Source organism: Luteibacter sp. RCC_6_2, assembly GCF_041360655.1.
Lineage (GTDB): Bacteria > Pseudomonadota > Gammaproteobacteria > Xanthomonadales > Rhodanobacteraceae > Luteibacter.
Map to the genome: position 1 here is coordinate 275,308 of NZ_JBFUPQ010000002.1, position 26,938 is coordinate 302,245.

General features: G+C 66.3%; 20 protein-coding genes and 1 pseudogene. 14 read left to right on the forward strand and 7 right to left on the reverse strand.

Annotated features, from left to right (window positions below; genetic code table 11):
- Window positions 1–63 precede the first annotated feature (63 nt).
- Window positions 64–1,314 (reverse strand): acyltransferase family protein, encoded by a 1,251-nt coding sequence (locus AB6730_RS03090; RefSeq protein ID WP_371022190.1) that lies wholly within the window; start codon window positions 1,312–1,314, stop codon window positions 64–66.
- A gap of 165 nt (window positions 1,315–1,479) precedes the next feature.
- Between AB6730_RS03090 and AB6730_RS03095 the strand changes: the two genes are divergently transcribed.
- Both AB6730_RS03095 and parC read left to right on the forward strand, forming a co-directional pair.
- A complete protein-coding gene (locus AB6730_RS03095; RefSeq protein WP_371022191.1) occupies window positions 1,480–2,517 on the forward strand; it encodes a proline iminopeptidase-family hydrolase in 1,038 nt (345 codons plus the stop codon).
- Between the two features lie 97 nt (window positions 2,518–2,614).
- Window positions 2,615–4,855 (forward strand): DNA topoisomerase IV subunit A, encoded by a 2,241-nt coding sequence (parC, locus tag AB6730_RS03100; RefSeq protein WP_371022192.1) that lies wholly within the window; start codon window positions 2,615–2,617, stop codon window positions 4,853–4,855.
- Between the two features lie 187 nt (window positions 4,856–5,042).
- Here parC and AB6730_RS03105 read toward each other — a convergent pair whose 3' ends face one another.
- Window positions 5,043–5,531: an NUDIX domain-containing protein gene (locus AB6730_RS03105; protein WP_371022193.1), complete on the reverse strand. Its 489-nt coding sequence runs from the start codon at window positions 5,529–5,531 to the stop codon at window positions 5,043–5,045.
- Window positions 5,532–5,634: 103 nt separating this feature from the next.
- Between AB6730_RS03105 and AB6730_RS03110 the strand changes: the two genes are divergently transcribed.
- The gene (locus tag AB6730_RS03110) at window positions 5,635–6,447 is read left to right on the forward strand and encodes a phosphodiester glycosidase family protein (protein ID WP_371022194.1); all 813 of its coding nucleotides are present in this window, start codon (window positions 5,635–5,637) and stop codon (window positions 6,445–6,447) included.
- A gap of 13 nt (window positions 6,448–6,460) precedes the next feature.
- On the opposite strand, the gene dapE is transcribed toward AB6730_RS03110, so the two are convergent.
- Entirely contained in the window at window positions 6,461–7,591 is a 1,131-nt protein-coding gene (dapE, locus tag AB6730_RS03115) for a succinyl-diaminopimelate desuccinylase (protein WP_371022195.1), read from the reverse strand.
- A 243-nt stretch (window positions 7,592–7,834) separates the two neighbouring features.
- On the opposite strand from dapE, the gene AB6730_RS03120 reads away from it, so the two are divergent.
- On the forward strand, window positions 7,835–10,225 hold the full coding sequence (locus AB6730_RS03120; protein WP_371022196.1) for a hypothetical protein: 2,391 nt from the start codon (window positions 7,835–7,837) through the stop codon (window positions 10,223–10,225).
- A gap of 29 nt (window positions 10,226–10,254) precedes the next feature.
- Window positions 10,255–11,529, forward strand: coding sequence for a hypothetical protein (locus AB6730_RS03125; RefSeq protein WP_371022197.1), 1,275 nt, complete (start codon window positions 10,255–10,257; stop codon window positions 11,527–11,529).
- Window positions 11,530–11,549: 20 nt separating this feature from the next.
- On the opposite strand, the gene AB6730_RS03130 is transcribed toward AB6730_RS03125, so the two are convergent.
- The 4 genes and pseudogenes from AB6730_RS03130 to map form a co-directional block, all read right to left on the reverse strand.
- Window positions 11,550–11,903, reverse strand: a complete 354-nt coding sequence (locus AB6730_RS03130) for an arsenate reductase (protein WP_371022198.1) — start codon at window positions 11,901–11,903, stop codon at window positions 11,550–11,552.
- 3 nt (window positions 11,904–11,906) lie between these two features.
- Window positions 11,907–12,893 (reverse strand): 2,3,4,5-tetrahydropyridine-2,6-dicarboxylate N-succinyltransferase, encoded by a 987-nt coding sequence (gene dapD / locus AB6730_RS03135; RefSeq protein WP_371022199.1) that lies wholly within the window; start codon window positions 12,891–12,893, stop codon window positions 11,907–11,909.
- A pseudogene (glnD, locus tag AB6730_RS03140) lies at window positions 12,832–15,378 on the reverse strand ([protein-PII] uridylyltransferase); the annotation flags it as partial. The pseudogene glnD and the gene dapD, both read right to left, overlap by 62 nt.
- Before the next feature lie 68 nt (window positions 15,379–15,446).
- Window positions 15,447–16,214: a type I methionyl aminopeptidase gene (gene map / locus AB6730_RS03145; RefSeq protein ID WP_371022200.1), complete on the reverse strand. Its 768-nt coding sequence runs from the start codon at window positions 16,212–16,214 to the stop codon at window positions 15,447–15,449.
- Window positions 16,215–16,590: 376 nt separating this feature from the next.
- On the opposite strand from map, the gene rpsB reads away from it, so the two are divergent.
- The 9 genes from rpsB (at window position 16,591) to bamA (ending at window position 26,873) form a co-directional block, all read left to right on the forward strand.
- Entirely contained in the window at window positions 16,591–17,442 is an 852-nt protein-coding gene (rpsB, locus tag AB6730_RS03150) for a 30S ribosomal protein S2 (protein ID WP_371022201.1), read from the forward strand.
- Between the two features lie 87 nt (window positions 17,443–17,529).
- Entirely contained in the window at window positions 17,530–18,408 is an 879-nt protein-coding gene (gene tsf / locus AB6730_RS03155; protein WP_371022202.1) for a translation elongation factor Ts, read from the forward strand.
- Window positions 18,409–18,744: 336 nt separating this feature from the next.
- Window positions 18,745–19,467, forward strand: coding sequence for a UMP kinase (gene pyrH, locus AB6730_RS03160; protein ID WP_371022203.1), 723 nt, complete (start codon window positions 18,745–18,747; stop codon window positions 19,465–19,467).
- 100 nt (window positions 19,468–19,567) lie between these two features.
- On the forward strand, window positions 19,568–20,125 hold the full coding sequence (gene frr / locus AB6730_RS03165) for a ribosome recycling factor (RefSeq protein WP_371022204.1): 558 nt from the start codon (window positions 19,568–19,570) through the stop codon (window positions 20,123–20,125).
- A 20-nt stretch (window positions 20,126–20,145) separates the two neighbouring features.
- Window positions 20,146–20,883, forward strand: coding sequence for a polyprenyl diphosphate synthase (uppS, locus tag AB6730_RS03170; RefSeq protein WP_371022205.1), 738 nt, complete (start codon window positions 20,146–20,148; stop codon window positions 20,881–20,883).
- A 12-nt stretch (window positions 20,884–20,895) separates the two neighbouring features.
- A complete protein-coding gene (locus AB6730_RS03175; protein WP_371022206.1) occupies window positions 20,896–21,714 on the forward strand; it encodes a phosphatidate cytidylyltransferase in 819 nt (272 codons plus the stop codon).
- A 9-nt stretch (window positions 21,715–21,723) separates the two neighbouring features.
- Window positions 21,724–22,902 (forward strand): 1-deoxy-D-xylulose-5-phosphate reductoisomerase, encoded by a 1,179-nt coding sequence (locus tag AB6730_RS03180; protein WP_371022266.1) that lies wholly within the window; start codon window positions 21,724–21,726, stop codon window positions 22,900–22,902.
- A 46-nt stretch (window positions 22,903–22,948) separates the two neighbouring features.
- Window positions 22,949–24,292, forward strand: coding sequence for an RIP metalloprotease RseP (rseP, locus tag AB6730_RS03185; RefSeq protein WP_371022207.1), 1,344 nt, complete (start codon window positions 22,949–22,951; stop codon window positions 24,290–24,292).
- A 163-nt stretch (window positions 24,293–24,455) separates the two neighbouring features.
- Window positions 24,456–26,873 (forward strand): outer membrane protein assembly factor BamA, encoded by a 2,418-nt coding sequence (gene bamA / locus AB6730_RS03190; protein ID WP_371022208.1) that lies wholly within the window; start codon window positions 24,456–24,458, stop codon window positions 26,871–26,873.
- The last annotated feature ends 65 nt before the right edge of the window (window positions 26,874–26,938 follow it).

Below are 26,938 nucleotides of genomic sequence, written 5' to 3' on the forward strand. Positions count from 1 at the left end.
CTCTCGTCATCGGGATGTCGCCGGATCATCCAGCGGCGACGATTCGCGCGCATGGCCCGTTCGTCACCCTCCGCTTCGACGCGCCTGCCGCTCGGCCGGGCGACGGCGAAGGTAGCGCACGCGCCTGCGGACTCCCGCGGACCCGAGCACCACCGAAACGGTTTTCACCCGTGTGCGCGGTGCCGGGAAGACCCGTTGGGCCAGAAGGATGCCCCAGCGGTCGAAACTGCGGTCGAACACCACTGCCGCGGCGATCACCATCGCGAAGGTCGCCGGCACAGTGAGCATCGCGGCGGCGACAGGATCGAGCGCGAACCGCTCGCTCATGATCACGAAGAACCACGCCGAGAAGCTCAGCAGGATCGGCAGGTGCACGAGATAGAACGCATAGGAAATGCGCCCCATGAACTGCGCGGGGCGGCTTTGTAGCACCCGGTCGAGCACGCCGCACCTCACCACGTAGAGCAGGAGGACGCCACCCAGCACGTTGAAGAAGGCTTTTCGTTCGTTGTCGGCCAGCGGCAGGATGCGTGTCCAGTCGTACCAGGGCGAGACATCGAATCCTCCACAAACCACCGCCACCACCATGGCCGCCGCGAGCAGCGGCCTCGATGTCGTCAGGCGTGCCTCGCCGACATGGCTGCCTGCCAGGAAAGCGGCGTAATAAGGCCAGTCGTGCGGGAAGAACCAGGCGAGGCCGGCAACCGCAAGCAAGAAGCCGAGCCCACCCCGCCGCCCGGACAGGTTCAGCGACCGGTAGGCGAAGACGAACATCGAGCCCAGCAACTCGATCTTCATCGTCCACAGCGTGGGATTGAAATGCGACCAGCCGCCCAGGATGGTCCGGTACGTGCCGTCCCGCAGCGCCTCGGCGAGATCGTGCGGCTCTTTCCAGAAGTCGGCGATCCAGGTGGAACCCGACAGCCGCCCCGCCTCCGCGGCATGGCTCCAGCCCATCCGCATGACGAGCCACGCGAACATCACGGCGCCGAAGATCGGCACGCCAAGGCGCAGGTAACGGCGCGACGCGCGCAGGCGGAAGATCCCCAGGTCGCCGGTGTCGAGGAACGACTTGGTCAGCACGTAGCCGCTCAGGACGAAGAAAATGCATACGGCGAACTGGCCGTTCCACAGCACGGACAAGGGCGGGAAAGCGATGACATGATCGACCACCCCCTGCATGGCCCCAGGCGTCGTCGTATCCGGGTAGATATAGGCGAAACCACCCGGCAGGAAGGCCAGGAACAGGTGGCACAACAATACGTTCGCCGCGGCGAGGCCCCGCAGGCCGTCCGCCGAGATGTCCTTGACCATCGTCCTTCCCACTAGAAAACGACCATGGGAACAAGCCGGTCTTGGCTCACGGGTGAACGCAGGATATTTCGTTCGGGTACGCTTCGGGAAGGTGAGCGTGGCGTGAGGGCCGGGGAGGCCGTCGCCACATGCCGATGACGATCATCACACTTCAAGGGGTAATCAATGCGACGACTACTTGCCACCCTCATGGTCTGCCTTGTCGCGCTGGGCGCGCAGGCGGGCACGGCGCCGACCGCCACGACCTCCTCCTACTTCGACAATACCGGCCGCGACGACGTCCTCTCGGGTGGAGTGAAGACGATCGTCATCGACACGCCCAAGGGCAAGTTCAGGGTGTGGACCAAGCGCGTCGGCAACAATCCGCGCATCAAGGTGCTCCTGTTGCACGGTGGCCCGGGCGCCACGCACGAGTATTTCGAAGCCTTCGACAGCTATTTTCCCGGTGAGGGCATCGAGTACTACTACTACGACCAGCTCGGCTCGGCCTTCAGCGACGATCCCAAGGACGAGTCGCTATGGGAGATTCCCCGTTTCGTCGACGAAGTGGAGCAGGTCCGCACGGCCCTGCACCTGGACAAGGACAACTTCTACCTCCTCGGCCATTCCTGGGGCGGCGTGTTGGCCATCGAGTACGCGTTGAAGTATCCGCAGCACCTCAAGGGGCTGATCATCTCCAACATGATGGACAGCATCCCGGCGTACAACGCCTATGCCAGCAAGGTGCTGATGCCGGCGATGGACCAGAAAAAACTCGCCGAGGTGAAGCGCCTGGAAGCCGGGCACAAGACCGCCGACCCGGAATACATGGCCCTGCTCATGCCCATGCACTACGAGCAGCACGTCCTGCGCATGCCGGCCGCGCAGTGGCCCGACCCGGTGGAGCGTGCGTTCTCGCGGCTCAACCAGCAGATCTACGTGACCATGCAGGGTCCCAGCGAACTGGGCGCCAGCGGCAAGCTGCTGCACTGGGACCGCAGCCAGGCCTTGAAGACCATCAAGGTACCCACCCTGGTGATCGGCGCCCGCTACGACACCATGGACCCGGCCTACATGGAGGCCATGGCGAAGAAGATGCCCGACGCCCGCTTCCTGCTTTGCCCGCAGGGCTCGCACATGGCGATGTACGACGACCAGAAGACGTACTTCGCCGGGCTGGTCAAGTTCCTGAAGGACGTGGACGCCGGCAAGCCGTTGAACTGATGGGCGCTCGCGCCCGGTCTTCGCTCCTGAGACGCCTTTCTGGCACCATCGTCCGGTTAACGACGCGCCGTGGCGCGCCAGCCGGATGCTCAAGCCCATGAATTTGCAAGCCAATTACGAACAGATCCCGCTCAAGGACTACGCCGAGCGGGCCTACCTCGATTACTCCATGTACGTGGTGCTGGACCGCGCCCTGCCCTTCGTGGGCGACGGACTGAAGCCGGTCCAGCGTCGCATCATCTACGCCATGAGCGAGCTCAGCCTCGCGGCCACCGCCAAGCCGAAGAAGTCGGCGCGCACCATCGGCGACGTCATCGGCAAGTTCCATCCGCATGGCGATTCGGCGTGCTACGAGGCGATGGTCCTCATGGCCCAGCCGTTCTCCTACCGCTACCCGCTGGTGGATGGCCACGGAAACTTCGGCTCGCCGGACGACCCGAAGAGCTTCGCGGCCATGCGCTACACCGAGTCGCGCCTCACGCCGATCGCGGAAGTGCTTCTGTCCGAGCTCGGCCATGGCACCACGGACTGGGTCCCGAACTTCGACGGCACGCTCGAAGAGCCATCGTGGCTGCCCGCGCGCGTACCGCACGTGCTGCTGAACGGGTCCATGGGCATCGCCGTGGGCATGGCCACGGACATCCCGCCGCACAACCTGCGCGAGGTCGCCAGCGCCTGCATCCGCCTGCTCGACGATCCGGACGCGACGATCACCGACCTCTGCGAACACGTGCACGGGCCGGACTACCCGACCACGGCCGAGATCATCACGCCGCGCCGCGAGATCCTGGCGATGTACCAGAACGGCACCGGCTCGATCCGCGCCCGCGCCGTGTACGAGCGCGACGACGGCAATATCGTCATCACCGCCCTGCCGCACCAGGTCTCCCCTTCGAAGATCCTCGAGCAGATCGCCGCGCAGATGCGCGCGAAGAAACTGCCGATGATCGAAGACCTCCGCGACGAGTCCGATCACGAGAACCCGATCCGCCTCGTGCTCGTGCCGCGTTCGAACCGCGTGGACGTGGAGGAAATGATGCAGCACCTCTTCGCCACGACCGACCTGGAGAAGAGCTTCCGCGTCAACCTGAACATGATCGGCCTGGATGGCCGCCCGCAGGTGAAGGATCTGAAGGTCATCCTCAGCGAATGGCTGCGCTTCCGCACCGACACGGTCACCCGGCGCCTGAATCATCGTCTGGGCCGCGTGGAACGGCGCCTCCACCTGCTGGAAGCGCTGCGCATCGCCTACCTCAACATCGACGAGGTGATCCGCATCGTCCGTACCGAGGACGAGCCGAAGCCGATCCTGATGGCGCGTTTCAAGCTGGACGACGAACAGGCCGACTACATCCTCGAGACGAAGCTGCGCCAGCTGGCGCGCCTGGAGGAATTCAAGATCAACGAGGAACGCGACAAGCTCGAGGAAGAGCGCGCCCGCATCAACGTGTTCCTGAAATCGCCGGCCAAGCTCAAGGGCCTCATCAAGGACGAACTGCGCAACGACGCCGAGAAGTACGGCGACGAGCGCCGCTCGCCGCTGATCGAGCGCAGCGCCGCCCAGGCACTGGACGAAAGCGCGCTGGTCGTGTCCGAGCCGGTCACCGTGGTGCTCTCGCAGAAGGGCTGGGTGCGCGCGGGCAAGGGCCACGACATCGACGGCGAGGCGCTCTCCTACCGCGATGGCGACAGCCTGCTCGGCGTGGCGCGTGCACGCACGACGCAGCAAGTGGCCTTCATCGACTCCACCGGCCGTGCCTACGCCACGCCGGCGCATACGCTGCCGTCGGCGCGTGGCAACGGCGAGCCGCTCACCGGCCGGTTCAGTCCGCCGGCGGGCGCGCGCTTCGATGCCGTGGTCGCCGCGGACAACGATACCCGCGTCATCCTGTCCACCGATTTCGGCTACGGCTTCGTCACCCGCTTCGAGGCGCTCACGGGTCGCCAGAAGGCAGGCAAGCAGATCATTTCGCTCAGCGATGGCGCGCGCGTGCTGGCGCCGGCGATCACCGCCGATCCCTCGCGCGACCGCATCGTCGTCGTCACCAGCGAGGGACATCTGCTGATGTTCTCGGTGGCCGAGCTGCCGGAGCTGGACAAGGGTAAGGGCAACAAGCTCATCGAAGTTCCGAAGGCCAAGCTGGCCTCGGGCGAAGAGCGCGTGGTTGGCGTCGCCGTGGTCACCGAAGGCAAGGGCGAAGTCACCCTGTACGCGGGGCAGCGCAAGCTCACCCTGCGGTGGGCCGACCTCGTCGAGTACGGCGGCAATCGCGCCACCCGGGGCGGTGTGTTGCCGCGCGGTCTGCGGCGCGTGGAGCGGATCGAGACGACGGGCTGAGGCGTTGGGCTTCGGTAGGGCCTCGCACGGGCCCCTGCCGGGGCCATCGCCGCTGAAGCGGCTTCCCACCCGGTGAGCTGCGGCTTTCCATTCCAGTGTGCTGCAGCTTTCCAACCGATGTGCTGCAATCGATGGACCCACCCAGGGTGCTGTAGCCGGGTGGGAAGCCGCTTCAGCGGCGATGCTTCTACAGCCGGGTGAAATCCCACGACACCATCCGCCCGTCCTTGTACGGCATCACGCCATGGAATGGCCGCGGGTCGGCGTCGAATACCAGCGGCAGGAAATGACGGTCGCCCTCCCACATGGGAAGGTCCTGCAGGCTTTCCAGCGCCACCCATTCCAGCGCGCCCTCGTGATTCGATTCCAGCGGCGCCCCCTCGAAGCGGGTCACCACGAAGATGAAGCCCAGCCAGTCTTCGCCATGCTTGCCGAAGCCGGGCCAGTTCAGGGTGCCGCGCAGGCGCATCTCCTGGCATTCGATACCTGCTTCTTCCCTGATCTCCCGGCGCATGCACGCGGCGATGTCCTCGCCCGGCTCCATCTTTCCACCAAGGCCGTTGTACTTGCCCAGGTGATGGTCGTCTTTCCGGGCGTTGCGGTGGATCATGAGGACCCGCTTGCCGTCGGGCGACAGTACATAGCCGAGGGTGGCGACGATAGGCGTATAAGGCATGGCGGAGGTGGGATCGGGGTAAAACGCCGAAGTTTACGCCCTCCACACGGGACTGGCGCCTTCGGCCCTTGCACTGCCCCTCCGCCCCGGCGAACATCGGCGGATGCTCCATCCTTCCTTCTCCCTGATGTTCCGCCATGTCGGCCTTCGCATCCTCGCCCTCGCCGCCCTCACCGGGCTGGCCATGGGCTGTGCGGACCCGGCCGATGCCGTCGATGGCCGTGACGTCGTATTCGACAGCCAGTCCTATTTCGTGGTCACCGTGGACACGCGCGACGAGGATATCGAACTCCACTGGCGCAACCCGGACAGCGGCCAGCCGTTCAGCACCCTGGAGACGCTGAAGACATGGACCGACGCCAAGGGGCGCCACCTGGCGTTCGCCACCAATGCCGGCATCTACGACCGCGAATTCAAACCGCTCGGGCTATATGTCGAGGACGGTAAGACCATCGTTCCACTCAACCTCGTCCACGGCAACCCGCGGTCGGGAAACTTCTCGCTGCTGCCCAATGGCGTATTCGCCGTGTACGAGGACGGAAGCGCGGAAGTGCGCACGAGCGAGGCCTTCCGTGCCGCCGGCCGGAAACCGCGCTGGGCCACGCAGTCCGGTCCCATGCTGGTGATAGACGGCGAGATCAACACGCAGTTCGACAACGGCTCGGACAGCATGAAATGGCGAAGCGGCGTCTGTGCGAAGACCTCGCACGACGTCGTCTTCGTGGTCAGCCGCGCACCCGTGAATTTCCACAGCTTCGCCCGCCTGTTCCGCGACGAGATCGGGTGCCGCGATGCGCTCTTCCTCGACGGGACGATTTCCCAGGCGTACACGCCCGACGACGGTTACGTGGGCGCGCCCGCGTTCATGACCAAGCCCTACGCGGGCATGATCGCGGTGTTTCCCAAGCGCAAGTGACAGCGGGCCGAGGTCAGCGCAGCATGCGTTCGCAGATCGCCTCGTAGAGATCCGGAAGACGCTCGAGATCGGCGACCGACACGCACTCGTCCACCTTGTGGATCGTGGCGTTCACCGGCCCCAGCTCGATCACTTCGGCACCCATGGGGGCGATGAAGCGGCCGTCCGAGGTTCCACCGCCCGTGCTCTGTTCGGGATCGATTCCGCACAGGTCGCGGCATACACCCACCACCACTTCGCGAAGGCGCCCGCCAGGCGTGGCCAGGAACGGATGCCCGGAAAGGTGCCAGTCGATCGAGAAATCGACACCGTGTGCGCGCAGGATCGTTTCGCTGCGCTCCCGCAATGAATCGGCCGTGCTCGCGGTGGAAAAACGGAAGTTGATCAGCGCCACCAGTTCGCCGGGGATGACGTTGTTCGCCCCTGTGCCCGCGTTGATGTTCGACACCTGGAACGAGGTCGGCGGGAAGTCGGCATTGCCTTCGTCCCAGCGTTCCGCGACCAGCGCCGCGAGGGCGGGGGCGACGACGTGGATCGGATTCTTTGCTTTCTCGGGATAGGCGACATGCCCTTGCACGCCGCGCACGGTCAGCGTGCCGGATAGCGAGCCCCGGCGACCCACGCGAATGAGGTCACCGAGCTTCGCCTTCGCGGAGGGCTCCCCGACGACACAGGCGTCGATGCGCTGGCCGGTCTTCGCGAAGTGATCGACCACCTCGCGCACGCCGTGCAGGGCCACGCCCTCTTCATCGCTGGTAAGCAACAGGCCCACGGTACCGGAATGATCCGGATGGGCCGTGACGAAGCGTTCCAGCGCGACGACCATCGCCGCCACCGAACCCTTCATGTCGGCGGCACCACGGCCGTAAAGCATCCCATCGCGTTCCGTCGGTTCGAACGGCGGTGAGCGCCATGCATTTTCCGGTCCCGTCGGCACGACATCCGTATGGCCCAGGAAAGCCAGCACCGGGCCGTCATTACCGTGCGTCGCCCAAAGGTTGTCGACGTCGGCGAAACGCAAATGCTCGATGCGGAATCCCCGTTTGGCGAGGCGATCCGCGATCAGTGGCAGGCATCCGGCATCGTCTGGCGTCACGGAGCGGCGGCGTATCAAGTCGGAAGTGAGAGCAAGTACGGGGGACATGGTTCCGTGACCGCGGAGGTTGGCGGTCAAGATTACCCGGAGGACGGCGGCAGCGTACCCCCTTCATGGGGCGGAGGCAGCGGCGACCAGTCGTCGGTTTGCGAAAGTCCGGAGCCGATGAAAGACGGCACCTACACCGTGACGGCGTCGAAACCGCTTGTTTTAAGCCGTTTCGCGATTCATCCCTGATTCCTCGTCACGGACCATGGCAGGATCCGCGCTTCGGACGTCGTTGGAACCGGCATGATGCCTTTGGTGTGGCGCCTTGGAGCAGGCCTGGGAGGCCTGGGCGCGATCGTGATCGCTCCTTACCTGGCGGGCGCGTGCATCCTCGCGGTGCTCGGCCTGCCACTTACCTCGCTGCGGTTCGGCCTGGCCTACGCGTACTGGCAGGCACTGGATCTGCCCGCCTTCGCGGCGTACGCCACACGCATCCGTTGGGCCGCTGGTCTCGGGCTGGCGCTGGCACCGGCTGCCTGGGGGTACGGGTTCGCACGTCTCTTGCGGTGGTCGCGCGCACGGCACCCGCGGCCGTACGGGCCTCATTTCCTCGCGCCTCCGGACTGGCCGCACGGCGGTACGGGCTCGCCGGGACAACCGGTCCTGACCACGCACCGGCTACGCCGTTATCGCCTGCCCCCGGGCGAATCGCTGCTGCTGGCCGCACCGACCTATGGCGCCACCCATGCGGTGCTGAAAGGTGCCGTGCGCGATAACCGCGGACCGCTACTGGTCATCGACCTCGACGGCGCGATGCACGGCGCCACGGCCGGTTGGCGCGCGGCGTTTGGTGACGTACACCGCCTGGCCCCGTTCGGCGGTGGCCGTCCGTGGAATCCGCTGGCGATCGCCTGGACCGATTGGGGTCTGGACCGGTCGGCGCTGGATGCGCTGGCGGCCTGCTGGTACCCGGAGCGGGATCGCACCGACCGCGCGCGCGCCAGCCATGTGCGCGGCATGTTCCGCACCTTGGTGACCGCTCTCGACGAGGTGATGCGTGCGGCCGGCGAAAACGTTCCGCCCGCCCCGGGCGACCTGTGGCGACTGCTCGCCGTCGGCGGGGGATCGCTGGATCGCCGCGTCCTCGCCACCCTCGCACGCCACCCGGCGTTGCGCCCGGCGACACGGGATGCCTTGCGCGAGGCGGCGGCGCTGGACGACGACGCCCTGCGCAGCATCGGTACGCGGCTGCGTGCGCCGCTGGAAACCTTCGCGGGCGTGGACCTCGATGCAGGCACGCGCGGTGCCCGGCTGCCGTTGTCCGCGGTGGCGAGCACCACCGCCTACCTCGACGTGCCCTACGCCCGACGAGGCGACGCGGTGCCGCTGATCGAAGCCCTCGTCGCGCAATGGCGGGACGCAATGCATGACGAGCGTGCGCTGATCGTCATCCACGGCCTGGACCTGTGGCCGCCGCTGCCCTGTCTGCAAGGCCCCGTCGATGGCTTTCGTTGTCTGGCGTCGGTCAGGAGCATGGCCACGCTCTACGACACCTATGGGCGCATGGCTGCTGCGCTCATGCACCGGTTCGGTGTGCTGGCCGTGCAGGCGCCATGCGATCGTGCGCTGGCCGCGCGCGAGGCGTCAGCCATCGGCAAGCATGCGGCTTCCCGGCGGGGCCCGTCCTATCCGTTCTATCCGAGCGCGGACACCGATGCCTTACTGGCGTTACGCGCGGGCGAGCAAGCCGTGTTCGCCACATCCATGTCGCATGCCATGCGTTGCCGGGTCGTGGCGACACGGGACATCGCGCCACCGCTACCCGTTCCCGCTCAAGGAGAACCCATGCCGTTTCCGAAACCCCTGGCCGTGCTGCTGGCCTCGTTGGTCGCCGGGTGCTCCGCGCCGGCGCAGAAAGAGCTAGGTTATGTGGCGGTGCCCGAAGGCGATTGCGGCACCGCCACTTTCCCCCAGGATCCCGAGGGGAGCGAAGTGGTGTGTCTCGGGCCGCACCGGTTCCGGTTGCTATCGAAGCTGTTCAATGCGTATCTTCAGCCGTCGGGCGATCACATGGAACTCGGCTTCGTCCTCGACTGGCCGACGCTGGAGCCGCTGCCGTATGGCTTCGACATGTACAAGGACAACGATCGGTTCCTTGCATCCCTGCGCATCAACGTGTCGTACCTGGACCGGCTGAGCGACGAACAGTATCGGGTGCTTCCACGGCGCTCCATCGAGCCGTACAACCCGTCGGACCCGGAAGACCTCAAGCGCCCCAACGACAATCTTCACCTGCGCATCAAGGGCGCGCCTGTGCACGGATTGACGCCGTACTACACGGACTTCGACAAGCTGCGACGTTACTACGTCGAGGTGTACGGTCCAGGTACGCGCGCCGCCGAGCCGGAGAGTTCGATGAACGACGACTGGTACCTCGACATGGGCGAGGACGGTCTCCCGCGCACGGTGCTGAAATGTTCGCCGAAGGCCATCCCCGATGGGGTGCGTATGCAGAACGGGCGTATGGTCGAAATCGACGGGGTATTCCGGCGCGCCACCTGTAGCCACGAGTTCTTCATCCCCGAATACAAGGCCATGGTCAACTTGCACTACCAGCGCCTGGTGATGCCCGATTGGCAGCGGATCGAGACGCGCATCCGCAGCTTGTTGCATGAGTCGGAGATGGCTCGATGAGCCCGCGTCCGGGCTTGACCGAAAACGACATGAACGTGCTTCGGTACTACGCTGAGCACAGGAACCGCGAGTTGTACTGGAACTACCTCGCCGAGCAGCCGGGCAACGACGGCTACGGCCGCCTGGCCCTGGGCGTGGTCCGCCACGACAACATGCCCGGGGCGACGGCGAACCTCTACGCGCAGAACTACGCCCGCGAGCACAACGGCAAGGTGCTCAGCGAGCGGGAGTGGGACAACTTCGGTGTCGATCTGGTCCAGAAGGACCTGACCTACCGCGCCCAGTGGATGAAAAAGGGGCAGACGCATCTTGCGTTGAACCTTCCCGCCAAGCAGGTCCAGACGGCCCACGACATGTCCTTCGAAAACATCGGTGTCGACGCCGACGCCTGGACGCCACGCAAGCTGCTCGAAGCGGCCCGCCACGCCGGCGAGGTAGAGGTCACCCGACGGCAACAAGTCGCCGCTCCGGGCGAGGTCGTGAACACCGAAACCATTCGCGAAGCCCACGTCGAACAGGCCTGGTCGAGCCTGCTCAACAACGGCGCCCTCGGCCTGCATCGCGGCAAGGACACCTTGCTGAGCCTCGCCGCCGCGCAGGACATGCCGGTGGCCGAACGCGCCGCCTATGCGCGCGACATGGGCGCCGCCTATCTGGGCGCTTTCAACGAGCGCCCGCACGACGCACCGAACCTCATCGGCCGCACCGACCACTACTACGCCCGCGACCGCCAGGGCGCATGGGTGGAAATCCATCATGCGCGGCCGACGATCGGCGTGCGCCTGGACCAGATGGACGACGTGACCGATCCGGCGGTACGGCAGCGGCTGGAAGAGACGCACGACCTTCGCCGGGAACGCGCCGCCGCCCGCGAGGCGCTGCATCCGGACGACCCCGGCCGGCACATCGATTCCCCGCACCCGCTGGCCGGACACACGCCTCGCTCGACCCTGCCGAAACCGGGCGACGACCCGCTTTACGCCGCGATCCGCAACCAGCTGCCGATGGAGGTCTCCGACGACAAGGCCGCCGAGGTCGCCCTGCGCGCCCGCCACGCCGGCATCCACCGGCCCGACCGCCTCCCGGCGGTGGACATCGAGGACCGCCACATCGTCTTCGACGGCACGCGCCGCGGTGCCCCGGTCGCCGTGTCGATCGACACGCCGGCACCGCCCAAGGAGGAGACCCTCGCCCAGGCCGGGCAGTTGGATCAGCAGGCGCTACAGGTCCAGCAACAACAGCAGGAGATGCAGCAGTCCCAGCAGATGGCCATGCAGCGCAGCGGGCCGGTCATGCGCCTGTAAATTGGGAAGATCGGCTAACGCTATTTCCCGAAGCGCTTCTTGAACGCGTTGTCGCTGAAGCCGACCGTCACCTCGTCGCCCTCGACCACCACCGGGCGTTTTATCAATGCCGGGTACTCCTTCAGCAAGAGCGTCCACTCCGGATCGCTGCGCGGGTCCTTGCGCTGTGGCAACAGGATGCGCCAGGTCGTCGAGGCCTTGTTGACCAGTTTTTCCCAACCGCCGAGCTTGCCGGCCCACGCCTTCAGCGTGGCGGGAGGCACCGGGTTCGCGCGGTAGTCGACGAATTCGTGCGCCACCTCGAAGCGGGTGAGCCAGTTGCGCGCCTTCTTGCAGGTATCGCAGTTGGGTAAGCCATACACCGTGATCGTCATGGATCAGTCGCCGCTGCGCAGGAGTTCGTTGATGCCGGTCTTCGAACGGGTCTTTTCGTCCACCTGCTTCACGATGACCGCCGCATAGAGGCTGTGGCTGCCGTCCTTCGCCGGAAGGCTGCCGGAGACGACGACACTGCCCGCGGGCACTCGGCCATAGCTGACCTCGCCCGTGGCGCGGTTGTAGATGCGAGTGGACTGGCCCAGGAACACGCCCATGCCGATCACCGAGCCCTTCTCCACCACCACGCCCTCGACCACCTCGGAACGCGCGCCGATGAAGCAGTTGTCCTCGATGATGGTCGGATTGGCCTGCAGCGGTTCGAGCACGCCGCCGATGCCGACGCCGCCGGACAGGTGCACGTTGGCGCCGATCTGCGCACAGGAGCCGACCGTGGCCCAGGTATCGACCATCGTGCCCGCACCGACATGGGCACCGATGTTCGTGTAGCTCGGCATCAGCACGACGTCCTTGGCGATATGCGCGCCACGCCGCACCAGCGCACCCGGCACCACGCGCGCGCCGAGCGCGGCGTATTCAGTGGCATCGCCGCCGGTGAAGCGCAGCGGCACCTTGTCGAACGCGCTCGACGGGCCACCATCGACGACCTGGTTGCCGTTCATGCGGAAATAGAGAAGGACGGCCTTCTTGAGCCACTGGTTGACCTTCCACCCACCGTTGCCATCGGGTTCGGCCACGCGGCGCTCGCCGGACTCGAGCAGGTTGAGCACTTGCTCGACGGCCTCGCGCAGGTCGCCTTCGATCTCGTTCTGGGTCAGTTCGGCGCGGCGTTCGAAGGCGCTGTCGATCAAGGATTCAAGCGTTTGCATCTGCATGGTGGGGAGTCCTGGGATGTTCGGAACCGATGTGGCGCAGCAGGCAATCCCGCAGGATCTCCCGGCGTTCGGGCGACAACGGCGCATTGCTGCGATCGGTAAGTTGGAAGAAATCTTCGACGCGTTCGCCGAACGTGGCGATGCGCGCATCATGCACGCGCACTTCGGCCTCGGCCAGCGCCTGGGCCACGGCCGCGAGCAGGCCGGGGCGGTCGGTGCACACCAGCGCGAGCTGCGTGCGTTCGCCCGCGTCGACGAACTCGATGCGCGGTGCCATCTGGAAGTGACGCAGGTGGCGCGACAGGCTGCGCTTGGGCGGCCCCTGCCCCGCCGGCTGGTCGAGCGCGCGCAGCATGCGCATGCGCAATTCCTCGGACCGTTGCAGCGACGCGGGGGCCTGCGAGTCCGATTCCAGCAAGAGGAAGGTATCGAGCGCCTTGCCCGTGCTGGAAACGAGGACGCGCGCTTCCACCACCGAGAAGCGCAGGCGGTCGAGCACCGCCGTCACCGTGGCGAACAAGCCGTCGCGGTCGGGGGTGTAGATGAAGAGTTCCGTGCTGCCCCGCACCGAGAAGGGATGCACTTCGACCAGCGGCGTGGCGCCATGCGCACGCAGGATGGCGGCGGTCTGCCAGGCGATCTGCTCCGGCCGGTGGCGCAGGAAGCTCGTATCGGGAAATTCAGCCCACACCCTGGCGATATCGTCGGCGGCGACGTGTTCGGCCACCAGCATGTCGAGGGCGCGGTCGCGGCACTCGCGCACGCGCATCCCCGAGTGACCAGGCGGCGTGAGGTCGCTGCGCAGGGCGAAGCGCGTGGCCGTATAGAGATCCGCGAGCAAGCGATCCTTCCATGCGTTCCACAGCTTGGGGCTCGTGCCGATGATGTCGGCGATGGTGAGCAGGTAGAGATGGTCCAGGTGCTCCCAGTCCTCCACCACGGCGCCGAAGCGATGCACGACGTCGGGATCGGTGATGTCCTGGCGCTGCGCCGTCGTGCTCATCAGCAGGTGATGGCGGACCAGCCAGGCGACCAGTTCCACTTGCTCATCCGGAAGGCCCAGCCGTGTGCAGAAGGCGCGAGCGTCTTCTTCGCCCAACATGGAATGATCGCCGCCGCGGCCCTTGGCGATGTCGTGGAACAGCGCGGCCAACAGCAACAGTTCGGGCTTTTCGACATGCGGCCAGATCTCGCATGCGATGGGAAAATCGCGCCGGGCGGCAGGCTCGGCGAAACGGGCGACGTTGCGCAGTACCCGCAACGTATGTTCGTCGACGGTGTAGACGTGGAACAGGTCGTATTGCATGCGCCCCACGACCTTGCCGAAGGCGGGCAGCACCGCCGCGAGCAAACCATGCCGGTTCATCCGCCACAAGGCTTCCACGGCGGGCGCGCCACGGCGAAGCAGCGTGAGGAAGGCGCTCAGCACCTGCGGATCGTCGGCGAGCGACTCGCCGTGTGCCGACACCGCATGCTGGATGCGCCGCATCGTCTCGGCGGTGAAGCCGGCGATGCCCGGTTCGTCGAGGCGGGCGATGAAAATTTCCACGAGCGCCGAAGGGCGGCGTATGAACAGGTGCGGATTGCGCAAGGCGATACGCGCGCCGTAGCGCACGTAGTCATTGCCTACCGGCATAGGCTCCGTCGCCGGGTCGAGCATCTCCTCGAAACGCTCGACCAGTTGCGTGCCCGAGCGCTCGATCTGCGTGGCGGCGCGGTAGTAGCCCTGCATGAACTGCTCGACGCCCAGGTTCTTCGCGTGCTCGTCCTCGAAACCGAGCCGCGCGGCCAGCGCCCGCTGGTAATCGAACAGCAGTCGCTCCTCGGCGCGTCCCGCCTCCAGGTGCAAGGCATAACGGTAACGACGAAGGGTCTCTTCCGCTCGGGTCAGCCGCGCCACTTCCACCGGCTCCAACAATCCTTCGGCCACCATCGCGTCGAAATCCGGCGCGTCGGCCAGGCGCCGTCCCAGCCAGCGGATGGCATCGAGCGTGCGCAGTCCGCCCGGGCCGTCCTTCAGGTTGGGCTCCAGGTTCTGCGCGGTATCGTCGTAACGCGCGTGCCGCGCATCGCGTTCGGCCAGGCGCGCGGCGAGATAGGCCCGTGGCGGCCACACCTCGGGATCGTCGAGGATGCCGCGGAGTTCGTTGCCCAGGATGGGCCAGCCGACCAGTCGCCGGGCATCGAGCAGGCTGGTGAAGACGCTGAGGTCCCGCGCCGCCAGGTCACGGCATTGTTCCGTGGTGCGCACGGCGTGCCCGGGCTTCAGGCCGATGTCCCACAGGCAGGCGAAGAAGTTTTCCAGCGCACGGTACAGCGCCGGCGAGCTTTCCCCTACCAGCGCGAGCAGGTCCACGTCCGACCGGGGGAAAAGCATGCCGCGACCGAAGCCACCCACCGCGAACAGCGCCGCGGCCGCCATGTCGCCCAGGCAGGCGCCCCAGGTGTGGACGACGATGCGCTCGACGATCTCTCCCCGGCGCTGGGCCAGCGCGGACGCATCCTCGCCGTCGTGGAAGGCGACGGTGAGCGCACGATCGACGTCGCCCAGCAACTGCCTGAGCGAACGCCGCGCTTCGGGCGACACGCCCGAGCGGGGCACCACGGCGGGCAGGCGTGGAAGCGATGGCAGCGTCACGTCGGGAGCCCTCGATGGTGGTGGGGGTGAAACGGACGAGGGCTAGGCGCGTCCTCGTCGAAAGTGCATCAGGCGGCGTCCGGCCAGGGGGTGAGGATCTCGAAACCATCCTCGGTGACCGCGATGGTGTGCTCCCATTGCGCCGAGAGCGAATGGTCCTTGGTGACCACGGTCCAGCCGTCCGGCAGCGACTTGGTCTGCGGCTTACCCGCATTGACCATCGGCTCGATGGTGAAGGTCATGCCCGGCTTCAGCTCCAGGCCCGTGCCGGCACGCCCGTAGTGCAGCACCTGGGGCTCGTCGTGGTAGACCTTGCCGATGCCGTGGCCGCAGTACTCGCGGACCACCGAGAAGCCCGCCGCCTCGGCGTGCTTCTGGATCGCGGCGCCGACGTCGCCCAGCGTCGCGCCCGGCTTGACCGCCTCGATACCCTTCATCATCGCCTCGAAGGTGGTATCGACCAGGCGCTTCGCCAGCACGCTGGGCGTGCCCACGAAATACATGCGGCTGGTATCGCCGTGCCAACCGTCCTTGATCACGGTGACGTCGATATTGACGATGTCACCGTCCTTCAGGACCTTGCTCGGGCTGGGAATCCCGTGGCAGATCACGTGGTTGACCGACGTGCAGGTGGTTTTCGGGTAGCCCCGGTAGCCGACGTTGGCGGGGATCGCCTTCTGTACGTTCACGATGTGGTCGTGGGCGAGCTGGTCCAGGTATTCCGTGGTGACGCCCGGCTTCACGTGCGGCACGAGCATGGCCAGCACCTCGGCGGCCAGGCGGCCGGCCTCGCGCATGGCCTGGATCTCTTCGGGGGTCTTCGGTACGACTGCCATGATGGGTTCTCTTTTTCCTTTGCCCTCAGGGTATTGGGCCTGCCACCCGAGGTGGCGGCGACCCTGCCGGAAATCCACCCTTGGCTTGCGGCCGGGTGGGTCCAGGGGCTACAATTAGCGAGTTTTGCTGTCCGGCGAAGTCACTCTCAAGTGACCGCGGCGGCGAATCGAAGCGCGATTGTAACCGCACGAAGCCATCCTTGGCCCGGCGCGAGGCATTCGCTTTTAACGCCACACACGCATCGGCACCGCCTTCGGGGTGCCCGTCCTGCCGTCGTCGCGAAAGGCGCCGCGGTCAGGCCGGGTCGAAGCCGGGGATGCGTGGAGGTCCCAACCCCCATAGAACCGCTCGAGCGGTTCGCCCAGGAGTAATTCCATGGCACAAGTCACCATGCGCGAGATGCTGGAAGCCGGCGTCCATTTCGGCCACCAGACCCGCTACTGGAACCCCAAGATGGCTCCGTACATCTTCGGCGCCCGCGGCAAGATCCACATCATCAACCTCGAGAAGACGCTCCCGCTCTTCACCGACGCGATGAACTTCCTCTCGGGCCTGGCCCAGAAGGGCGGCACCATCCTGTTCGTCGGCACCAAGCGTTCGGCCCGCGAGGCCCTCGCCGAGGAAGCCGCGCGCGCCGGCCAGCCGTTCGTCACCGCCCGCTGGCTCGGCGGCATGCTGACCAACTTCCGCACGGTCAAGCAGTCGGTCGCCCGCCTGAAGGAACTCGAGGCCGCTGAAACCGACGGTTCGTTCGAGCGCCTGGTCAAGCACGAAGTGCTGGCCCGCCGTCGCGAGCGCGACAAGCTGCAGAACTCGCTGGGCGGCATCAAGGACATGAACCGCCTGCCGGACGCCCTCTTCATCGTGGACATCGGCCACGAAGACATCGCCGTCCAGGAAGCCCGCAAGCTCGGCATCCCGGTCGTCGCCGTCGTCGATACCAACTACGACCCGGCCCTCGTCGACTACGCCATCCCGGGTAACGACGACGCCATCCGAGCCATCCAGCTGTACGCCCGTGCCGCCGCCGACTCCATCCTGGAAGGCAAGGCCGCTTCGCCGAACGCCGCCCGTGGCGACGCGAACGAGTTCGTCGAGCTGGACGAGGAAGGCAATCCGGTGGCCAAGGACGAAGCCCCGCGTGGCGAGCGTCGTGGCGCCCCGGCGGCCAAGAAGGGTGCGCCGCGCCGCGAAGGCGGCCGTGACGGTGGTCGTGGCCGCGCGTAAGCGCCCCGTCCCGTAGCACGCTCTTCCGTTTCATCCGGCGCCGCGGCACCACCGCCGCGGCGCCCATCAAATCATTGAGGAATTACCATGGCTGAGATCACCGCGGGCCTCGTCAAGGAACTGCGTGAGCGTTCCGGCGTAGGCATGATGGAGTGCAAGAAGGCACTCGTCGAAAACAACGGCGACATCGAAGCGGCGATGGAATGGCTGCGCAAGAACGGCCTCGCCAAGGCGGACAAGAAGGCCGATCGCGTCGCCGCCGAAGGCCTGATCGCCGTCGCCCAGAAGGCCGGCAAGGCCGTCCTGGTCGAAGTCAACAGCGAAACCGACTTCTCCTCGCGCAACGAGCAGTTCATCCAGTTCACCAAGGACGTCGCCAACGTCGCCCTCGAGTCCGGCGCGGCCGACATCGAAGCGCTGAAGGCCGCCAAGCTCGGCGACGCCACGGTCGAGGAAGGCGCCAAGGCCCTCACCCTCACCATCGGCGAGAAGTTCGAAGTCCGCCGCATGGCCAAGGTCGAGAACGACGGCCCGATCGGCGCGTACTCGCACAGCGGCCGGATCGGCGTGCTGGTCGCCCTCAAGGGTGGCTCGGAAGAGCTGGCCAAGGGCATCGCCATGCACGTCGCCGCGATGAACCCCAAGTTCGTCAAGGTGGAAGACGTCCCGGCCGACTACATCGAGAAGGAAAAGGAAATCGCGCTGAGCCAGATGTCGGACAAGGAAAAGGCCAAGCCGGCCGACATCCTCGACAAGATCGTGACCGGCAAGATCAACAAGATCCTCGCCGAAGCCACCCTGGTCGGCCAGCCGTACGTGCTGGACGGCGATGTCACCGTCGCCGAGGCCCTGAAGAAGGCCGGCGCCGAGATCGTCACGGTGCAGCGCCTGGCCGTTGGCGAAGGCATCGAGAAGGTCGTCGACGACTTCGCGGCCGAAGTGATGAAGCAGGCTGGCCTGGCGTAAGCCTCTCCACCTGGTGAAAGAAAAAGGCCGCGAGCGATCGCGGCCTTTTTTGTGGGCCTGATCGGACCTCCGCGGTCCCGATGCATGACTTGGCGGCCCGGCCTACCCGATGCTGTTGTGGGAGCCGCTTCAGCGGCGATGGGTGCTCGCCTCGACCTGGCCCGCTGCCGCGGGATCGCCGACAAGGTCGGCTCCCACCAAGCGGACTCCCTTAAGGTCGGCTCCCGAGGGGCGGTGTTTTGAAAAACGCGATGCGCGACAGTTTTTCACATTCCTGTCATGACTCCCGGCGCGCTAAACTGCCAGCGTTTTGCCCCACACAATCTGGAGATCCCCATGAGCAATCCGCTGAACCACCGCCGTATCCTGCTCAAGCTCTCCGGTGAAGCCCTGATGGGTAGCGAGGATTACGGGATCGATCCCAAGGTGATCGGCCGGCTCGCGAAGGAAATCCTCGAAGTACGCGACGCCGGCGTCCAGGTCGGCGTCGTCATCGGCGGCGGCAACATCTTCCGTGGCGCCGGCCTGGCCGCCTCGGGCATGGACCGTGTCACCGGCGACCACATGGGCATGCTCGCCACCGTCATGAACGCGCTGGCCATGCAGGACGCCATCGAGAAACTCGGCGGCGAAGCCCGCACCATGAGTGCGATCAAGATCAACGAGGTGTGCGAGGACTTCATCCGCCGCCGCGCGATCCGCCACCTCGAGAAGGGCCGCGTGGCCCTGTTCGCCGCCGGCATCGGCAACCCCTTCTTCACCACCGATTCCGCCGCCGCGCTGCGCGCCGTGGAAGTCGGCGCCGACCTGCTGCTGAAGGCGACCAAGGTCGATGGCATCTATTCGGCCGATCCCAAGCGCGATCCCACCGCCCAGCGCTACGACCACCTCACCTATAACCAGGTGATCGAGCGCCGCCTGGAGGTGATGGATACCGCCGCCATCGCCCTGTGCCGCGAGAACAAGCTGCCGCTGCGCATCTACGACATGACCCAGCCGGGCAACCTCATGAGGATCATGCACGGCGAGCCGGTCGGCACCCTGGTCGACGCGGGCTGACGCCCGGCCGCCTTCGACCCCTCCTTGGCGCGGTGCGGCACGGCCGCGCCGCCCGCGCTGCTATACTCGCTTGCTGACCTGTTCCATCGGAATTACGTCCATGATCAACGACATCAAGAACGATGCCCAGGCCCGCATGGGCAAGAGTATCGAATCGCTCAAGCACGACCTGAAGACCATCCGCACGGGTCGCGCCAACCCTTCGATCCTCGACAACATCGTCGTGCCCTACTACGGCACGCCCACCCCGCTGTCCCAGGTCGCCAACGTGACCACGCCTGACGCACGCTCGCTGTCGGTCAAGCCGTTCGACAAGAGCATGGTCGGCCCGATCGAGAAGGCCATCATGGCTTCCGATCTCGGCATCACCCCGACCACCATGGGCATGGACATCCGCCTGAACTTCCCGCCGCCGACCGAGGAGCGCCGCAAGGAACTCGCCAAGAGCGTGGCCAAGGAAGGAGAAGCCGCCAAGATCGCCATCCGCAACGTGCGTCGCGACGCCGTGCAGCACGTGGCCAAGCTGCTCAAGGACAAGGAAATCACCGAGGACGACCAGAAGCGCGCGGACGACGACATCCAGAAGCTCACCGACAAGTTCGTCAAGGAAGTGGACGACGTGGTGAAGGAAAAGGAAAAGGAGCTGATGGCGCTCTGACGCGCCATCGGATATTGCCCATGGCAGCGAGGCCCGAAGCCGGGGTGCCACGCCACCTCGCCATCGTGATGGACGGCAACGGCCGCTGGGCCAAGCAGCGCCTGCGCCCCCGCACGTTCGGTCACCACGCCGGCCAGAAGGCGGTGAGGGAAGCGGTGGAGTTCTGCCTCCGTCGCGGCATCGCCTCGCTGACCCTGTTCGCCTTCTCCAGCGAGAACTGGCGGCGACCGCCCACCGAGGTCTCGGCCTTGATGGAGCTCTTCCTGAAGGCGCTCGACAAGGAAGTGGACGAACTCCACGGCAACGGCGTGCGCATCCGCTTCGTGGGCGATCTGGACGCCTTCGCGCCCGAATTGAGCGCACGCATGCACGCCGCGATGGAGCGGACCGCCGCCAACACGGCGCTCGACATGAACGTGGCGGTGAACTATGGCGGGCGCTGGGACATCGCACGAGCGGCCCGGCTCGCGGCCGAAGCCGTCGCCCGTGGCGAGTTCGGCGTGGAGGACATCGACGAAACACGCCTGCACGGCTACACCTGCCTCGCCGACCAACCGCCGGTCGATCTCTTCATCCGCACCGGCGGCGAGCGCCGGGTAAGCAACTTCCTGCTCTGGCAGATCGCCTATGCCGAGCTTTATTTCACCGACACCCTGTGGCCCGACGTCGACCAGGCCAGCCTCGACGAGGCCCTCGACGACTATGCCCGCCGCGAGCGCCGTTACGGACGCACCGGCGAACAGGTCGCCAAAGGCTGACGCCGGAACCCCATGCTGAAACAACGCATCACCACCGCCGCGATCCTCATCCCGTTGGTCCTGGCCCTGATCCTGCTGCCGCCCACCGGCTTCTTCGCCGCGCTGGTCGCCATCGTCTTCCTCGGCGCCGCGTGGGAATGGAGCCTGCTGGCCGGCTGCCGCACCCCGGTCGGCCGCGGCATCGTCGTCGGTGTCGCCGCCGCGATGTTCGTCGCCCTGTTGATCGTGCGCACGCCGGGCCTGCTCACCGTGGTGACGCTGGCAGGCGTGGCCTGGTGGATCGGCTGCTGCTTCTGGCTGCGCCACTTCACCTTCGCCGCCGCGCCGAACGCCGAGAACCGCATGCTCAAGCTGGGCGTGGGCGCCTTCGTGATCGTGCCGACGCTGGCCGCCGCGATCCTCATGCACAGCGGCGAGCGCGGCAACTGGTGGACCCTGCTTTCCCTCGTGATCGTCTGGTTCGCCGACACCGGCGCCTATTTCAGCGGCCGTTATTTCGGCCGGCGCAAGCTCGCCCCACGGATCAGCCCGGGAAAGACCTGGGCCGGCGTCTACGGCGCCATCGTGGCCGGCGGCCTCGTCACCCTGCTCGGCGGCTTCCTGCTCGGCGTGCGCGAAGGCTGGCAGCTGGTCGGCCTGGCCGTGCTGGGCGTGGTCACCGTGGCCATCGCGGTGGTCGGCGACCTCTTCGAAAGCCTCATGAAGCGCCACGCCGAGGTAAAGGATTCGGGCGATCTGTTCCCGGGCCACGGCGGACTCCTGGATCGCCTCGACAGCGTCTTCGCCGCGCTGCCGGTGTTCGCCGCCGGCAAGCTGCTGCTGGGGCTCTGAGCCATGGCCATCCGCCAGGTCGCCGTCCTCGGCGCCACCGGTTCCATCGGCGGCAGCACGCTCGACGTCATCGCCCGCCATCCGGAGCGCTTCCGCGCCACCGTGCTGGCGGCCAACCGCGACACCGCCTCGCTGGCCAAACTGTGCGAGCGCTTCCGGCCCGACCTCGCCATCGTGGCCGATCCCTCGATGGAAGCGGATCTGGCCCGCCGCCTGGCCGCGGCCGGGGTGCGTTGCGAAGTCGCCTCGGGGCACGAGGCCGTCACCCGGGCCGCCGCGGGGCCCCTGTGCGACACCGTCGTGGCCGCCATCGTCGGCGCGGCGGGACTCGACTCGACCCTCGCCGCCGCACGCGCGGGCAAGCGCCTGCTCCTGGCCAACAAGGAATCCATCGTGATGGGCGGGGCCCTGCTGCTCGAGGCATTGCGCCAGGGCGGCGGCGAGCTCATTCCCATCGATTCCGAGCACAACGCCATCTTCCAGTGCCTGCCGGGCGGTCGGCCCGACCTGCGTCGCTCGGGCGTCCGCCGGCTCGTCCTCACCGCCTCGGGCGGTCCGTTCCGCGGCCGCACGCGCGCCGACCTGGGCGCGATCACGCCGGACGAGGCCTGCGCCCATCCCAAGTGGTCCATGGGCCGGAAGATCTCGGTCGACTCGGCCACGCTGATGAACAAGGGCCTGGAGGTGATCGAGGCCCACCACCTGTTCGCCGCACCGGTGGACTCGATCGAAGTGGTGGTGCATCCGCAGAGCCTGGTCCACTCGATGGTCGACTACGTCGACGGCTCGATGCTGGCCCAGCTGGGCAACCCCGACATGCGCACGGCCATCGCCTGCGCGCTGGCCTGGCCGGAGCGGATCGAGGCGGGGGTAGCCCCGCTGGATCTCGCCGCCCACGCCCGCCTCGACTTCGAGCAGCCCGATACCGAAACCTTCCGCTGCCTCGCCCTGGCCTTCGCCGCCTTGCGCTCGGGCGGCGACGCCACCGCCATCCTCAACGCCGCCAACGAGGTGGCCGTGGAGGCCTTCCTGGCCGGAACCCTCCCCTTCCTCGGCATCGCCGAGCTCGTCGAACGGGTTCTTGAGGAACTGCCGGCCGAACCCGTGGTCGATGTCCAGTCCCTCGTGGAACGAGACGCGGAAGCACGCAGGGTGGCCCGGGACGTGCTTCACCGCGCTTACTGCTAAACTCGCTCCACCCAAACGTTTTTTTATTCGAGACCTTCCCTCTCCGATGAGTCCTGTCCTAGGTTCCGTGTTCTGGCTGCTGGTTACGCTCGGCGTGCTGGTAACCTTCCACGAATTCGGCCACTACTGGGTCGCGCGCCGCTGTGGCGTGCGCGTGCTGCGCTTTTCGGTCGGTTTCGGCCGCCCGCTGTGGCGCCGCGTGGCGAAGGACGGCACGGAATACCAGATCGCCGCGATTCCGCTCGGCGGCTACGTCAAGATGCTGGACGCCCGCGAGGGCGATGTCTCGCCTGCCCAGCGCGACGAGGAATTCACCGGCAAGTCGGTCTGGAAGCGCATCGCCATCGTGGCGGCCGGTCCGGCCTTCAATCTCATTTTCACCATCGCCGCGTTCTGGGCGATGTACATGGTCGGCAAGCCGGACGTGGCCCCCGTGATCTCCGCCCAACCCGGCAGTGTCGCCGCCGTGGCCGGCATCCGCCCGGGCGACCGCATCGTCGCCATGAACGGCGATCCCGTGGGCAACTGGAGCGAGGCCACCGAAGTGCTGGCCAATGGCCTGCTCGGCAACGATCCCCTCCCGGTGCGGGTCACCGGCACCGATGGCGCCCAGCGCGACGTCGTGCTGCCCTTGCAGAACCTCGACGCCAACGGCGACATCGGCAAGCGCTTCACCCAGCTCGGCCTGGGGCTGCAATTGCCCGCCATCGTCGGCCAGGTGGTCCCTGGCGATCCCGCCTCCCTCGCCGGCATGCGCGTCGGCGACCGCATCCTCGCCGTCAACGGCAAGCCCGTGTCCGACTTCGGCGAGTTCACCAAGCTGGTGCCGGAACAGGCCGCCCTGGCCCCGAAGATCGCCGTCACCGTGCAGCGCGACGGGCAGCCCAGGACGTTCGAGATCACCGCCCGGATGAAGTCCGAGCAAGGCCAGCCCACCCGCTGGCTGATCGGCGTGGCGCCCCGTCCCATGGAGGAGGCCACGCTGCGCTACGGCCCCGTGCGCGCCTTCAGCGAGTCGCTGCGCGCCACCTGGACGGGTACCGCGTCCACCTTCAACCTGATCGGCAAGATGCTGTCCGGCGAGGCCTCCACCAAGAACCTCTCCGGTGTCATCGGCATCGCCCAGGTCGCCAACGATTCCGCCAATCGCGGCCTCGGCTGGTTCCTGAACTTCCTCGCCCTGGTGTCCCTGAGCCTCGCGATCTTGAACCTCCTGCCCATCCCGGTCTTGGACGGTGGACACCTGCTGTATTACCTTATCGAGTTGATCAAAGGCAGCCCGGTCAGCGAACGCACCATGATCGCCGGCCAGTACGTGGGTATCGTCCTCTTGTTCACGTTGATGGGGCTGGCGTTCTTCAACGACATCCAGCGAATGCTCGTCTCGTGACGGGGATCCACGCGTTGCGCGGAACCCACTCACCGTATCACCCCAGGCTAGGGGCGCTCGCGCGTCCTGCGCCGAACGACGCAGGGCATGAGTCCTGCGCGTGCTCCTCTTCGGTCGCCGGCCTCGTCCGCCGTCGGCTGGAATTAACCCAACGGAATCGACGATGAAGCGTATCGCCGCCCTGATCTTGCTTGCCTCCCTGTCCGCCAATGCGCTTGCCTTCGAGCCGTTCGTCGTTTCCGACATCCGCATCGACGGCCTCACGCGCATCGCGCAAGGCACGGTGCTGAGCTACCTTCCGATCGAGAAGGGTGAAACCCTGAGCGACGACAAGGCGCAAGCCGCCATTCGCGCCCTCTACCAAACCAAGTTCTTCAGCGACGTCGAGCTCGACCGCCAGGGCGACATCCTGGTGATCAAGGTCGTCGAGCGTCCGGCCATCGCCAAGCTCACGCTGCGCGGCAACAAGGACATCAAGGAAGACGACCTGCGCAAGGGCCTGAAGGAAATCGGCCTGGCCGAAGGCGAGACCTTCGACCGCCTGTCGCTCGACCGCGTGCAGCAGGAACTGATCCGCCAGTACTACAACCGCGGCAAGTACAACGTCTCGGTCGATCCGCACGTCACCCGCCTCGACCGCAACCGCGTGGCGATCGACATCGAGATCCGCGAAGGCAAGGCGGCGAAGATCAAGGAGATCAACGTCGTCGGTAACAAGGCCTTCGCCGACAAGGACATCCGCAAGGGCTTCGAGTCCAACACCACGAACTGGTTGTCCTGGTATTCGAAGGACGACCAGTACTCGCGCGAGAAGCTGTCGGGCGACCTGGAAAAGCTCAGCAACTACTACATGAACCGCGGCTACGCCGACTTCGGCATCGATTCCACGCAGGTGGCCATCAGCCCGGACAAGCGCGCCATGTACGTGGACGCCAGCGTCAAGGAAGGCGAGGTCTATACCGTCTCCGACGTCAAGCTGCTCGGCGAACTCATCCTGCCGGAAGACACCCTGCGCAAGCTGGTCTTCATCCATAAGGGCGACACCTTCAACCGTGGCGCCATCGAGGCCAGCACCGACGCGATCAAGGGCATCCTCGCCAACATCGGCTACGCCTTCGCCAAGGTCACGCCGATTCCGAAGCTCGACAAGGACAAGCGCACGGCCGACCTCACGCTCTTCATCGAGCCGGGCAAGCGCGTGTATGTCCGCCGCGTGGTCTTCCAGGGCAATACCCGTACGGAAGACGAAGTGCTGCGTCGCGAAATGCGCCAGCTCGAAGGCGCCTGGTATTCGCAGGGCGCGATCGACCGTTCGAAGACCCGCCTGCAGCGCCTGGGTTACTTCAAGACCGTCGACATCGACAAGGCGCTGGTGCCCGGCACCGTCGACCAGGTCGACCTCACCGCGAAGGTCGAAGAGCAGTCCGCCGGCTCGCTGATGTTCGGCGTCGGCTACTCGCAGTACTCCGGCATCATCCTGTCGGCCTCGGTCTCCCAGAACAACTTCCTGGGTACCGGCGACCGCTTCTCGATCGGCGCGGAAACCAGCACGTACTACAAGCGCGTCAACGCCAGCTACACCAATCCGTACCTGACCGACTCCGGCGTGCAGATCGGCTACAACCTGGGCTACAGCAAGCTGGATTACGGCGACACCGATCTGGCGAACTACACCTACAGCACGAAGTCGTTCGAAACCACGCTGTCGATCCCCATCACCGACTTCGATTCGGTGTCGACGAGCCTCGGTGTCAGCTCGAACCTGATCAACACGTCGTTCTACACGCCGCAGCAGCTGGTGGCGTACCAGAACGCGCTGGGCAACAAGACGATCCATTCGTGGACGTCGAGCCTGGGCTACACCCACGACACCCGTAACAGCTACTGGGCACCGACCCGTGGCGGCCAGCTGACGGCCTCGGTCTCGGGTGCGCTGCCGGGTTCGACCGTGCAGTACTACAAGCTGTTCGGCGAAGCCAATCATTACTGGCCGATCGGCAAGGGTTTCGTGCTTTACCTCGATGGTCAGGTCGGCTACGGCAAGACCTATGGTCAGACCTACGATTCGAACGGCTACACGTATGACGCGGCGGGCAATGCCACCCTCCTCTACAAGAAGGGCGACAAGGTGGAGTTCCCGTTCTGGGAGAACTACTACGCCGGCGGCGTGCGCGACGTACGCGGTTTCCAGGACAACACCCTCGGACCGCGCCTGTGCGACGGTGGCAGCACCTCCTCGGCACCGAACAAGAAGGGCCAGTGCGAGGGCGGCTACTACAGCTACGGCCAGCCGGTCGGTGGCGCGTTCAAGGTGCTGGGCACGGCGCAGGTCTTCCTGCCCCTGCCCTTCCTGAAGGACGTGAACACGGCCCGCGTCTCCTGGTTCGTCGACGTCGGTAACGTCTACAAGGACTACGGCTCCTTCGACGCCAGCGAACTGCGTGCCTCCACGGGCCTCTCGCTGCAGTGGCAGGCGCCGATCGGCCCGCTGATCATCAACTTCGCCGTGCCGTTCCGTAAGAAGGATGCCGACAGCCGCTTCGTCGAGCGCATCCAGTTCACCTTCGGCAATACGTTCTAACCGCGGTCTCCAGCGAAGACCCTGTAGAATCATGGGGGTGGCCAAGCGCCACCCCTTTCTTTTGG